General features: G+C 57.6%; 10 protein-coding genes. 9 read left to right on the top strand and 1 reads right to left on the bottom strand.

All coding sequences use genetic code 11. From position 1 onward, the window contains the following. Positions 1-19 precede the first annotated feature (19 nt). On the bottom strand, positions 20-946 hold the full coding sequence (locus ACXAGF_RS23240; RefSeq protein ID WP_475019917.1) for a substrate-binding domain-containing protein: 927 nt from the start codon (positions 944-946) through the stop codon (positions 20-22). 498 nt (positions 947-1444) lie between these two features. Between ACXAGF_RS23240 and ACXAGF_RS23245 the strand changes: the two genes are divergently transcribed. The 9 genes from ACXAGF_RS23245 to ACXAGF_RS23285 all read left to right on the top strand — a co-directional run bounded on the left by ACXAGF_RS23245 (position 1445) and on the right by ACXAGF_RS23285 (position 12524). Further along, a complete protein-coding gene (locus ACXAGF_RS23245; RefSeq protein WP_475019918.1) occupies positions 1445-2566 on the top strand; it encodes a LacI family DNA-binding transcriptional regulator in 1122 nt (373 codons plus the stop codon). 102 nt (positions 2567-2668) lie between these two features. Then, positions 2669-4768, top strand: a complete 2100-nt coding sequence (locus ACXAGF_RS23250) for a hydantoinase/oxoprolinase family protein (protein ID WP_475019919.1) — start codon at positions 2669-2671, stop codon at positions 4766-4768. Between the two features lie 13 nt (positions 4769-4781). Then, a complete protein-coding gene (locus ACXAGF_RS23255) occupies positions 4782-6593 on the top strand; it encodes a hydantoinase B/oxoprolinase family protein (RefSeq protein WP_475019920.1) in 1812 nt (603 codons plus the stop codon). A gap of 88 nt (positions 6594-6681) precedes the next feature. Then, positions 6682-7587 carry an aminotransferase class IV gene (locus ACXAGF_RS23260; RefSeq protein WP_475019921.1) on the top strand — a complete coding sequence of 302 codons (906 nt, stop codon included), beginning with the start codon at positions 6682-6684 and terminating at the stop codon, positions 7585-7587. Between the two features lie 47 nt (positions 7588-7634). Then, positions 7635-8405 carry an SDR family oxidoreductase gene (locus ACXAGF_RS23265; RefSeq protein WP_475020001.1) on the top strand — a complete coding sequence of 257 codons (771 nt, stop codon included), beginning with the start codon at positions 7635-7637 and terminating at the stop codon, positions 8403-8405. Between the two features lie 234 nt (positions 8406-8639). Next, positions 8640-9974, top strand: coding sequence for an aspartate aminotransferase family protein (locus tag ACXAGF_RS23270; RefSeq protein ID WP_475019922.1), 1335 nt, complete (start codon positions 8640-8642; stop codon positions 9972-9974). A 121-nt stretch (positions 9975-10095) separates the two neighbouring features. Further along, positions 10096-10881 (top strand): histidinol-phosphatase, encoded by a 786-nt coding sequence (gene hisN / locus ACXAGF_RS23275; RefSeq protein WP_475019923.1) that lies wholly within the window; start codon positions 10096-10098, stop codon positions 10879-10881. Positions 10882-11580: 699 nt separating this feature from the next. Continuing rightward, positions 11581-11901: a PepSY domain-containing protein gene (locus tag ACXAGF_RS23280; protein WP_475019924.1), complete on the top strand. Its 321-nt coding sequence runs from the start codon at positions 11581-11583 to the stop codon at positions 11899-11901. A gap of 17 nt (positions 11902-11918) precedes the next feature. Continuing rightward, positions 11919-12524 carry a general stress protein gene (locus ACXAGF_RS23285; protein WP_475019925.1) on the top strand — a complete coding sequence of 202 codons (606 nt, stop codon included), beginning with the start codon at positions 11919-11921 and terminating at the stop codon, positions 12522-12524. Positions 12525-12615 lie beyond the last annotated feature (91 nt).

Genomic DNA, 12615 nt, shown 5'->3' on the forward strand with positions numbered 1-12615 from the left:
CCGCGCATCGACTTCGCCCTTAGTTCAGGAACTCCACCAGGTTGTCCTTATTTACCAGCTTCAGCTTCGAGAAAATTTTCTTCTCGGTTGGCTGACCCTTGACGATCTTCAGGATCGCATCAAGTGCGTCTTTGCCTTGCAAAGCTGCGTCCTGTTGAACTGTCACCTTCATTTCTCCAGCCTTCATGGAGACCAAAGCGTCTTGAGTGGCGTCGATGCCAGCCACGATCACTTCGTCAGTGGACTTGCCAGCGGCCTTCAACGCTTGTACGGCGCCGAGCGCCATCTCGTCATTGTTTGCGATAACAGCATTGAACTCGATTCCTGCCGAGAGCCAGTTCGTGACGAGATCAAGTGCGTTTGTTCGCTGCCAGGCGGCAGTCTGTTCGTCGACAATCTCGATGCCCTTGCATTCATCCGTGCTGAAAACCTGATGAACGGCTTCGGTTCTACCGCGAGCGACAAGAGTGCCGAGTTCGCCCATCAGGATAACTGCCTTGCCCTTGCCACCCAGTAGCTTGCAGACTTCCTTTGCCTCAATCGTGCCTGCTTCGATCTGATCGGAGCCAACGAAGGCCTGATTTTCCGGCAAAGCATCAACGTTGGAGGGCTGATTGTTGGCAAATACGAGCGGGATGCCAGCCTCCTCTGCCGTCTTAGAGATCGTCACGCCGGCATCAGCCTCGACCGGGATGACGATCATGCCATCGACATTGCCAGCGATGAAGTTGTCGATATGGCTTTGCTGTTTGGAAACATCGCCTTGCGCATCTTCGATCAGCAGCTTTACATCGCCGAGCTCGTTGGCATGGGCCTCAAGACCGCTGCGGAGAATGGCGAGAAAGTTGTCATCGAAACGCTGCATGCTGAAGCCGATTGTCGTTTCAGCACGGGCGGACGCCGACATGGCTGCGGCGACTGCGGCGGCGAGTACGATTTTTTTCATGTTCTTTCTCCGAAGGTTGTTGCTTTTTGCTAATGGCCGCCAGCCGGCAACGTCGGACTTCGACTTCGTCGTCGGGCAGGTACTCGCACACTTCCTGTTCGCGACAATCAACTGAAGATCTCGCTTTCGGAAACGTGGGGAGGGCATTGCTGCGTGGCCGACACCGAATTTGCTCGGGTCATTGCTGTCGTTGACGCACATCGAGTGGGCGGCGCCTCTATCTCCCAATCGGAGCCGCATCCCATCGATAGGTGAAACGTTAAACTACTCACTCTTTTTCTGTCAATCAGGAAAAGAGATATTCTCTCTTAAATTTCTCATTTTGGTGGTTCTTCGCAATTTCAACATGGCAAAATGCATGTTGACAAGTTTCGTCTTAGGTGTATCGTTTCACCAAATTAGATCTGACAAACGCCGCATAGGGCGAACATGATCCAGTTGCAAACCTCCGGTGATAGTGTCTTTGCTGCCTGTGAATGAAGTGAGGTGGCGCCGATCATGGATGACGAGAAAATGGCAATCACGCAGCCGAAGAGAACCCGCCGGAAAACGATGGAGGTACCCGTCGAGGCTGGCGAAAGAGTCACTATTCAGGACGTGGCCAAGGCCGCGGGCGTCTCCAACACGAGCGTCTCCAATTACATGAACGGTCGACTGGAGCGGCTGGGGCCAAAGACGAGGGCCCGCATTGCGGAGGCGGTCGTCAAGTTGGGTTTCAGGCCCAATCAGGCAGCGCGCCAATTGAAGACGGGAAAGACAAAGGGAATTGCCCTTGTTGTTCCTAGCATCGTCAACCCGTTCAACGGTCAGCTGGTGTTTGCGATCGAGCAGGCGGCGGTGAAGGCTGGATTTGCCGTTCATCTCTGCAATACGATGCGTGAAGATGCGGTAGAAAGGCGCTTTCTCGACAATCTGGTAGGGATCGGTGTCAGCGATCTCATCACCGTAGCTCCATTGATTACAAGGAAGGGATTCTACAATGCGCAGAGCGAGCTTTCGGTTGTCGCAGTGGATGCTGACCGGTCCGACCTTCGGCTGCCCCGTCTAGACACGATCAATTTCAACCATGAAGCTGCCATCGAACTGGCGGTTGAACATCTTTACGACCTCGGCCATCGCCGTATCGCTTATGTGACAGATTCGATTATCACCTACAGCCGTCGCAAAAGGCTCGCAGGCTTCAAGACGGCGATGAACTGTCGCGGCTTGGAAAGTGACCTCGTGGTCGAACTCGATGCGGATCATGGGGCGCGCGATATTGCGGATGCCGAAATGTTGGAAGTGGGCCGCGATGCCGCTCCCGAAGTTCTGGCGCTGGCGCGACGCCCAACGGCCGTCATCGCTTTCAACGACATGATCGCACTCGGCCTCCTGGCGAGCTTTCGTCAGGCCGGATTGTCCATTCCCGGTGACCTCTCGCTCGTCGGCATAGACGATGTCTGGGTCAGCCAATTGTCCTACCCGGCACTGACTACAATCAGGCAGCCGATCGAGGCGATGGGCGTGGCGGCTGTCGACAGGATCGTAAACCCTTTGGCGGCGGCTGACGGTGGAGGCTCCGACACGCTCTTCCTGCCGGAACTTATAGTACGGGAGACATGCGGAAAGCCGTCGATCTAGGCAGAACAGCAATAGCAGGCCTTTAAAGACACCAAACCCAACACCTGACTTGAAGAGACTGGCCGGCACACCACCGCGCCTTAACGAGAAGGCTTTTTCTTGATGAACATCAGTTCCCATAACAAGGGCGTCAGCACGGGACTGCGCCTTGCCTGCGATACGGGCGGTACGTTTACCGATCTCGTCGTTGAAGACGGAGACACGATACGCCTTTTCAAGGCGTCGACTACACCGGATGACCCGGTCCGCGGCGTGCTAGATGCTCTGCAACTTGCTGCCGATCACTACGGACTCGACCGCCGTGCCTTCCTGCAGCGGGCCTCAATGTTCGTGCATGGCACGACGCGCGCCATCAATGCTATCATTACCCAGAAGACGGCCAAGACGGCGTTCATTACCACAAAGGGTCATCGCGACATCCTCGTGATCCGCGAGGGCGGGCGTATCGAGCCCTTCAACTTCACCGTAGCCTATCCCGAACCCTATGTTCCGCGGCGATATACATTCGAGGTCAGTGAGCGCATGGACGCCCGGGGCAACATTGTATTAGAGCTCGACGAAGCCGAATTCATCGCAACCCTAGAGCGCCTGAAGTCTCTCAAGATCGAGGCCATTGGCGTCTGCCTTCTCTGGTCTGTCACCAACCCGGCACATGAGTTGCGCATCGGTGAGCTCATAGAGCAACATCTTCCTGATGTCCCATTCACCCTTTCGCACCAGCTCAACCCAACCCTTCGCGAATATCGCCGCGCATCGGCAACGGTCATCGATGCATCGCTGAAGCCGCTGATGTTCGGTTATCTCGCTGGCCTTACAAACCGCCTGAGGGAAGCAGGCTTTGATGGGCGCACGCTGATGGTCACCTCCAGCGGTGGCATCATGGATGCAGAAGCGGTTGCCCGCGCCCCAATCCATTCCATCAATTCCGGCCCAGCCATGGCGCCTGTGGCAGGTCGCTATTATGCTGACCGCGATTTCGGTAATCCGATCGCCATCGTCGCTGATACTGGCGGCACTACGTTCGATGTGAGCCTCGTGCGCGACGGCCGCATCCCTTGGAGCCGCGAAACCTGGATCGGCCAGCCAACGCGCGGTCACATGACTGGTTTCCCGTCGGTCGACATCAAAAGCATCGGCGCCGGCGGCGGCTCGATCGCCTGGGTCGACGATGGCGGGATTTTGCAGCTTGGGCCGCAGAGCGCAGGCTCAACGCCCGGACCAGTGGCCTATCGACGCGGTGGTACGGAACCGACGGTCACCGATTGCGCAATCATCCTTGGCTATATCGATCCGGACTTCTTCCTGGGCGGCGCCATGCTTCTCGACCGCGAGGGTGCGACCGAGGCCCTGCGGACCAGGGTCGCCGATCCACTCGGCATCAGCGTCGAGGAGGCTGCCGCCGCGGTCCTCAAGCTCTCGACCGAGAAGATGGTCGGCGCGGTGGAAGAAATCACCGTGAACCAGGGCATCGACCCGGCGTCGGCGCTGATGATCGGTGGTGGCGGTGCGGCCGGTCTCAATGCGGTGGCGATCGGCAAGCGACTGCAGTGCGCAGGCGTCTTGATCCCGGAAGCTGGTGCCGTGATGAGTGCAGCCGGCGCTCTAATGTCGGAACTGTCGTCCGACTATGCACAACTGAACTTCACCACCAGCGGTAACTTCGATGGTGAAAAGATCAACTCATTGCTCGAAGAACTTGAGGCCCGCTGCAAGAGGTTCGCGGCCGGCGCCGGCGCGGATGCGATCGAACACAGGATCGATTTCTCGGTGGAAGCCCGTTATCCGCATCAGATCTGGGAAATCGACGTCCCCCTGCCGTCTGACCGGATCGCCTCCGGCAACGACCTCCAGGCTCTGAAATCGGCATTCCATGAGATGCACCAGCGCATCTTCGAGATTTCCGATCCGGCATCGGAGGTCGAATTCGTTACCTGGCGCGCCAAGATCAGTTGCAAGCTGAAGGACGCGACCTCCGGAACGTTGCCGCTTGAGGGCGGCTTCACCGGCGGCAAGGCCTCGCGCCCGGTCTATTTCAGCGAGACCGGCTGGATCGAAGTTCCAGTTCACCGCTTCGAGGCGATGGTGCCCGGCCAACCGGCGCCCGGCCCCTCGATCGTGGAATCTTCTTTCACCACGGTTGTCATCGATCCACAGACGGTAGCCGAACGCACTCCCGGCGGCGGTCTGCGCGTTACATTCTAATCAGGAGTAAACAATGACCAGCCCTTCGAAGAACGCCCCAGACGGCGTGCAAATGGCGATGATCTCCAGTCGAATGGAGACGATTGCACGCAAGATGCAGAACACCATTTTCCGGACCGCGCGGTCTGGTATTCTCAACACCGCGCATGACTTTTCCTGCGTCGTGCTGACAGCGGACTGCCAGATGCTTTCTGCTGCGGAAAGCCTGCCGAACCATACCCTGATCGGTCCCGACCTAATGTGCCAGGCGGTGCTTAAGCACCATCCAGTTATGAAGCGAGGCGACTGCTTCCTCCACAATAGCCCCTATGAAGGCAATTCCCACGCTGCTGACCATTGCATGATCGTGCCGGTTGTCGATGATGAGGGCATTCTACGCTTCTTTGTGCTTGCCAAGGCCCACCAGGCCGATTGCGGAAACTCGCGGCCGTCCACCTATCTCGCCGACGTCAAGGACGTTTACGAGGAAGGTGCCCTGATCTTTTCTGCGACCAAGATTCAGGAGGATTACAAGACAAACCAGGATATTGTGCGCATGTGCCACGCCCGCATCCGCGTGCCGGACCAGTGGTGGGGCGACTTCCTCGCAACGCTCGGCTCTGTGCGCATCGGTGAGCGCGAGTTGCTTTCGCTCGGCGAAGAACTCGGCTGGGACATGCTGGAAGGCTATGCCTCGCGCTGGTTCGATTATTCCGAACAGAAGATGATCCAAGCGATCTCAAAACTGACGACAGGCAAGATCACACTCCACTCGGCGCACGATCCGTTCCTCGGCCTACCGGACGGCATTCCGGTCAAGGTCGAGGTTGAGATTGACGCGGAGAATGCTCGCATCGTGGTCGATCTCACCGACAATCCGGATTGCCAGCCCTGTGGTCTCAATCTTACTGAAGCGACCTCGAAGAGTGCTGCAATGATCGGTATCTTTAATGCACTTCTGGATCACAACGTAATCCCGAATTCCGGTAGCTTCCGTCGAATCGTTGTTAAACTGAGGGAAAATTGCTGCGTCGGCATTCCCCGTCATCCTGCCTCCTGCTCGGTCGCAACCACCAACCTGGCAGACCATGTAACAAACCCGGTCCAACGGGCGATTGCCGAATTGTCGGCGGGCTATGGTCAGGCCGCGACGGGCCCGATTCAGCCGCCAGGCATGGGTGTCATCTCGGGGCGCGATCCACACAATAATGACGAGCCCTTCATCAACCAAGTCCATATCGGCGTCAGCGGCGGCGCCGGCACGCCAGTCACGGACGGCTTCCTGTCGATCATCCACGCCGGAAATGCCGGCATGTGCCGTATAGACAGCGTCGAGGTTGATGAACTGCATCACCCGATTCTGATTGACGACCGTCATCTGATTGAGGATAGCGAGGGGGCGGGCACCTACCGAGGCGCGCCGTCAATCTATAGCGAGTATGGCCCATGGGGTGGTGGCGAACTGACCATCCTCTATGCGGCGGACGGCACAATCACACCGGCTGCAGGTACACGCGGTGGTGGCTCCGGCGGCACGTGCAGGGCGGCTATGCGGAAGGCCGATGGCACTGTCGTGGAGCTGCCCCCCTGCCACGGCGTCACATTGACCGACGGCGAAAAGATTATCTCGCATTCGGCAAGCGGCGGTGGTTATGGCCTACCGACCGAACGCGATCCTGCCAAGGTTGTTCACGATTTGGCGGAGGGCTGGATCAGCGTAGAGCGCGCACGTGATGTTTATGGCGTCATCGTAACCGGCTCTCGCGAAGCGGACGACCTTGCACTTGACGAAGCGGCCACCGATGCACTGCGTGGCAATGTCAACCGTCTCGCTGCTGCAAGCTGATTAGTCGAGACATGTCGACGCCCCTGCAGCAAACGGGGGCGCCGGATCTATTCGGAGCCGATTTAGGCGATCAACAAGGATATTTGCCATGTCAGATGACTGGAGCTGCGGAGCCGCCTATATCGACGGCCTGTATATGCCGCTCAAGGATGCCAAGATCCCCGTGACGGAGTGGGGCTATCGCCGTTCTGACGTAACTTACGACGTCGTCGGCGTCTATTACGGTGTATTTTTTCGTCTCGACGATCACATCAATCGCTTTCGCGCATCGATGGACAAGCTTCGTATGAAGCCACCGGAAAGTGACGAACAGATCAAGAAAATCCTCGCGGAGCTTGTCGGGCGTTCCGGTTATCGCGAAGCTTATGTGGCAATGGATTGCGTTCGGTCGCGTCCCCCACGCGGCGTGCCGCTGCACCCCGCCTATGGCCGAAGCTATTTGATTTGCCACGTTCTGCCGTGGGTCTGGGTGTTCACGCCCGAACAGCAGGAGCGCGGTGTGCATGCGATTATCGGCACGCCGGAGCGCATTGCGCCCGAATCCATCGATCCGAGAATCAAGAATTTTCACTGGGGCGATCTGACGTGTGGCAATTTCGAGGCTCATGAACAGGGGGCTGAAACCGCAATTCTGCTCGACCGTCACGGACATGTCACCGAGGGTCCCGGTTACAACGTCTTTGCCGTGATAGCCGGCAAGGTCGTGACCCCGCGCTCTGGCGCGCTCGAAGGCATTACCCGCAAGTCTGTAATCGAACTTTGCGAAATGCTCGGCCTGGAATGCGAACTGCGTGACATCACCCGGGCGGAGTTCGAAAGTGCCGACGAGATCTTCTGCTCGACTACCGCGGGCGGCATTATGCCAATCAGCAAGCTGGGAACCCGAATTCTCGGTAATGGACGCCCGGGTCCCATCACGGAGCGCCTTAAGCGCACGTTCTGGGAGAAGCGCAAGCAAGGTTGGCACGCTACGCCGATCGCCTACGAAAGCTAGCGGCCAGTAAACCAAATCAGAGCCAAGAACGGACGTGAGTGAACAGCATGCAGGGACCATCCATTTTTGATCTCACCGGGAAGACTGCTCTTGTTACCGGCTCCAGCCAGGGTATCGGTCTGGCGCTCGCAAGAGGACTTGCCCAGCACGGGGCGAAAGTTGTCCTGAATGGACGAAACGCAGAAAAGCTTGAAGCAGCCGTCAGGCAGATTAGAAACGAGAACCTCCTCGCTGAAGCTTGCGCTTTCGACGTGACGGATGCTGAAGCCTGCGCGTCAGCCCTCGCCGAACGGGAAAGTTCACATGGTCCGATCGACATCCTCATCAATAATGCCGGCATGCAGTTCCGCGCGCCTCTGGAGGATTTTCCGACTGACGAATGGGACACGTTACTCAAGACCAATGTGTCCAGCGCATTCTTTGTGAGCCGGGCCGTGGTTGCCGGCATGATCGCGCGCCGTCAAGGAAAGATCATCAACATTGCATCCGTTCAGAGCGAGCTCGCGCGTCCAGGAATTGCCCCATATACGGCGACCAAGGGCGCCATTCGCAATCTCACCAAGGGAATGTGCACCGATTGGGCGAAACACGGACTGCAGATCAATGCGATCGCACCCGGCTATTTCAAGACGCCGCTAAATTCAGCGCTGGTGGAAAGTACTGAATTTTCGGAATGGCTGCAGAAGAGAACGCCGGCTGGAAGGTGGGGAGAAGTCGATGAACTCGTGGGAGCGGCGGTATTTTTGTCCAGTGCTGCTTCGTCGTTCATCAATGGCCATACGCTTTTTGTCGATGGCGGCATCACGGCGAGTCTGTGAGGTCGATCGCATACGTTTCTCGTCGAACCTGTTTATCGGAGCAGGACCGTGACTTCGCGATGCTCTCTACCGCCAGGGCTGTGCGGGCCAATAGAGCGTAACGGAGTTGATCACGGGCTTTATGTCTTTCGGGGGCTGAATGGCCCTCAGAAAGCAACGAATTCAAGACTTTGCAAACCTGGAGCGAAAGGCACGGCAGCCGCGAGCCGGTCGCTTACTTGGAGGACGACCCGAATGAGAAGACTGACTGATATTCATGCCGAAGCCAGCCGATACTTCGTTGCCGGCGCATCTGCGGGGCAGAGATACAATGCCCCACTCGGCCAACCACTTTACATATCCAGGGCCGACGGCAGCAGATTTTGGGATACGGAAGGAAACGAGTTCATCGACTTCCATACCGGCGCAGGCGCCGCGCTTTTCGGACATAACAATCCGCGTATTCGTGAAGCCATAAACCAGGCCTTGGAGCTGGGTTTCTTCATGAACTTCGATACGGAACATCACACGCATCTGGCTAAACTACTGCAGCAGTTTTTTCCAAGTTGCGAGCGCGTCCGATTGCTCAACACCGGTTCAGAGGCAACGCAGGCGGCAATCCGTCTGGCACGCATCTATTCCGGCCGCGAGAAGGTATTGAGATTCGAGGGCCATTTCCACGGGATGCACGAGAGCATTTGGTTCAATCATAATATGGTCAGCAAGGTCGACATTCACGGCGAGGTTGATACCAATCCGGACTCTCCAGGCTTTCCAACCAATGCCAAGGACAGCGTCATCAACGTCGTCTTCAACGATGCAGAGGCCATTGAACGGGCACTGAAGAAGTACAAGGATCTGGTTGCCTGCGTCATACTTGAGCCCGTCAGCTATAACTGCGGATGCCTGGAGGCGCGTGGCGATTATCTTCGAGCCGTTCGCGAAATTTGCACCCGCGAGGACATCGTGCTGATTTTCGATGAAGTTGTTAGCGGTCTGAGGATGCGTCCGGGCAGCGCTCAGAAATATTACGGTGTACTGCCCGATCTTACCGTCATGGCAAAGGCGATCGGTGGTGGTACATCGATTGCTGCGTTCGGTGGTAAAAAGGAGATCATGGAGCACCTTAACCCGGTCGGGCGGGCAGCTGTGAGCGGTACCTACAGTGGCGCGCTGATGCCCGTGTTGGCCAGCATCGCATGTCTTTCCATGGCCAGCGAAGAAAGCTTTTATGATGGCATTGAGAGAACCGGCGAAAAATTATTTTCAGGTATTGGCGACCTTCTTGTAAAGCATAAGATTATCGGCCATGTCAGAGGACTGGGCGCCAGATTTGGAATTTACTTTGGAGTTGAGAACCCGGAAGACGACTTTGACTTTCGCAGGATAGCAGCAAGTCACGACAGAAGCACCTACAAGAAATTTGTGACAGAATGCGTGAAGAACCGGCTTTGGTTCCACGACACTGCAGGTCCGGTTTCGCCCGCCCACTATGGCTTCACGACGGCACATACCCAAGGCGACATAGACGAGACGTTGGAACGACTGGATACGATATTCAGCTGTGTAACTAGATGCAGCCATAGCTAGGCTCATGTTCGGTATCACTGAAACGAAAGCCGCACCGATCAGCAATGGCGGTGCGGCGCTGGTCCTTCGTGAATGAGTGCGCCTTCGAAACCCTTTGGATCCACAAGTCGAGGAGTGAGCAATGAAGCTTCCCACCCCACTGTTCTTGCATGAGCTGGCGGATGCTGCCGATCGCGAAACCATGCCACGCTTCCGCAAGCCGGTCGAGACATCTTCCAAGCCGAAGGAAGGCTACAGGTTCGATCCGGTAACGGAGGCGGACCGCGAGGCCGAGCGGGCTATGCGTGAACTTATCAAGGATCGCTATCCCGAGCATGCTGTCCTTGGTGAAGAATATGGTGCTCAAGGACGCGGGCCTGTCCAATGGGTACTCGACCCCATCGACGGTACACGTCCCTTCCTTCTCGGACTGCCGGTCTGGGGTACACTGATTGGCCTTTCGTTCAATGGACGCGCGACTATTGGAATGATGAGCCAACCGGTGACGGGAGAGCGGTTCTGGGCGGATGACAGTGGCAGCTGGCTGGAGGCGAACGGGAATCGCGTTGCTCTAAAAGCGAGTGAGCAGATCGAACTTTCACACGCTGTTCTGCATACCAATTCACCTGAAAGCATACGGAACAATCCAGATGTCCCGTTTTCTGCCTTAGACGACAAGGTGAAGATGACCCGCTATGGCGGGGAATGTTATGCATTCGCAATGCTGGCGGCCGGCCGCATCGATCTTTGCGTCGAATTCAATTTGCAGCCTTACGATATCGTCGCAATGATCCCGATCATCGAACGAGCGGGCGGCATCGTGACAACATTCGAGGGCAGACCTGCCGATGCCGGAGGTCGGGTTCTTGCTTCGGCCAATCTAAACCTTCACGAGGCTGCGCTTGAGATTCTAAATCAGCGGCCTTGAGTTTGGCGTGGGTATAAGGCGCTAGGGCCAGGCCGAACGCCTCGACGCCAACGAGATCATCCTCAACAGCCCGGATGCGACCGGCTTCGACCGCTACAAGGCCGGCAAGGGCCGGGTCGATGTCGCCTTCGACTGCTCCGGTCATCCGGCGGCGAGCCCACGCGGGACCTGGTTGCGGTTGGCCTTGGCGGCGCGATGACATTTCCGCTCCCTTCCGTCGTAACCAAGGAGCTCGTCGTCGTCGGCAGTTTCCGCTTCTTGCGCCGCCCCTCCGGTAGCGTAGCGATGCCTAACAGCAACTTCGCAAGCGCCACACCGGACAGATATAAGGTTCCGGCTACCTGGTCATTTAGCCAATTGTACGCGGCCAAATTCGGGGCTGGCTTCATCGCTTCCGAGACCACATTCGTGTCCAGGACGATCATTCAATCCTCATTGGCTCAGCCGGCGCGTGGCGTCTCATTTGATCAAACACGCCAAGCCGCCCGAACGGGATGATCTCCATAGTCGCGAAAACGCGGCGTTGTCCCAGACATTTCCACACCGCTCAACGCCGATGCCGGCTGATCGAATAGCCCGCCGCGTGCTTCGTATTCGCGCTATGACCGCCTCTTGGCAATCCGCAATGAATTCAGGAACCAAATCCGACCTACCGAGTTTGGTACACAGCCTCACTGGCTTTGAACGAGGAACCACATCATGAAAGAACTGCTCCTCGCCGGGGTATTCCTCGGCGCAACCACCATTGGCGCGCTGGCGCAATCCGCAAGCCCTCCTGCCACAACGGATGGCGACACCCCTGCCGTCATCACGCCCGACATGACCAATCCCACCGCTCCGGTTGCTGGCTCCAACAGCTTCACGGAGGAGCAGGCCAAGGATCGTTTGATCGAGGCGGGCTACAGCGAAGTGGCCGGGCTGAAGCTCGACGAGACCGGCGTCTGGCGCGCAACAGCGATGAAGGACGGAAAATCCGTCTCGGTTGCTCTGGATTATCAGGGCAACATCGTTGCCAACTAGTTCCCAAGGAGACCCTGATGAAAACCGTTACCGGACTTTTTGATGACTATACCGATGCCCGCGCAGCAGTCAGCGCGCTTGAAGAGCGCGGCGTGCCGTCGGACGATATCAGCATCGTTTCCAACAATGCTGGTGACCGGTATGAGAGCACAAACGATAGCAACGCCGCTGAAGGGGCGGGCACGGGCGCTGGTATCGGAGCTGCGGTAGGTGGTGTCGGCGGGCTCCTGACCGGCCTCGGCGTCATGGCCATTCCGGGCGTCGGGCCGGTGGTCGCTGCCGGTTGGCTTGCCGCCACGGCAGCGGGCGCAGCGGCCGGAGCTGTCGCTGGTGGTGCCGCTGGCGGGATCATCGGTGCGATGACGGAGTCGGGCGTGCCGGAAGAACATGCCCATGTCTATGCAGAAGGTGTACGACGCGGCGGCGCCGTCGTCACCGCCCGTGTCGAAAATGCGCTCTACGCGGATGCGGAGGCCATTTTGCGTAGGGGCAGCTGGGTTGATCCGGTCCAGCGCCGCGCTCTCTACGCCGAGCAGGGATGGACACGCTTCGATGAGACGCTCGACCCCTACACGGTGGATGAGGTCGAAAAGGAACGTATACGCCTCCAGAGCCTCCGCTGAGATGTCAGTCTGATAACTGATACGGCCCCCAATGGGGCCGTTTCATTCTCTCTGCCCGGGGCGGACGGCCAGCAAAATGACTGCATTGCTG

Source organism: Mycoplana sp. ABR4_002 (assembly GCF_056159645.1).

Bases quoted from the DNA above. Each gene is read 5' to 3' on its own strand.
- ACXAGF_RS23240 (WP_475019917.1), bottom strand. From the start codon at position 946: ATGAAAAAAATCGTACTCGCCGCCGCAGTCGCCGCAGCCATGTCGGCG.
- ACXAGF_RS23245 (WP_475019918.1), top strand. From the start codon at position 1,445: ATGGATGACGAGAAAATGGCAATCACGCAGCCGAAGAGAACCCGCCGG.
- ACXAGF_RS23250 (WP_475019919.1), top strand. From the start codon at position 2,669: ATGAACATCAGTTCCCATAACAAGGGCGTCAGCACGGGACTGCGCCTT.
- ACXAGF_RS23255 (WP_475019920.1), top strand. From the start codon at position 4,782: ATGACCAGCCCTTCGAAGAACGCCCCAGACGGCGTGCAAATGGCGATG.
- ACXAGF_RS23260 (WP_475019921.1), top strand. From the start codon at position 6,682: ATGTCAGATGACTGGAGCTGCGGAGCCGCCTATATCGACGGCCTGTAT.
- ACXAGF_RS23265 (WP_475020001.1), top strand. From the start codon at position 7,635: ATGCAGGGACCATCCATTTTTGATCTCACCGGGAAGACTGCTCTTGTT.
- ACXAGF_RS23270 (WP_475019922.1), top strand. From the start codon at position 8,640: ATGAGAAGACTGACTGATATTCATGCCGAAGCCAGCCGATACTTCGTT.
- hisN (WP_475019923.1), top strand. From the start codon at position 10,096: ATGAAGCTTCCCACCCCACTGTTCTTGCATGAGCTGGCGGATGCTGCC.
- ACXAGF_RS23280 (WP_475019924.1), top strand. From the start codon at position 11,581: ATGAAAGAACTGCTCCTCGCCGGGGTATTCCTCGGCGCAACCACCATT.
- ACXAGF_RS23285 (WP_475019925.1), top strand. From the start codon at position 11,919: ATGAAAACCGTTACCGGACTTTTTGATGACTATACCGATGCCCGCGCA.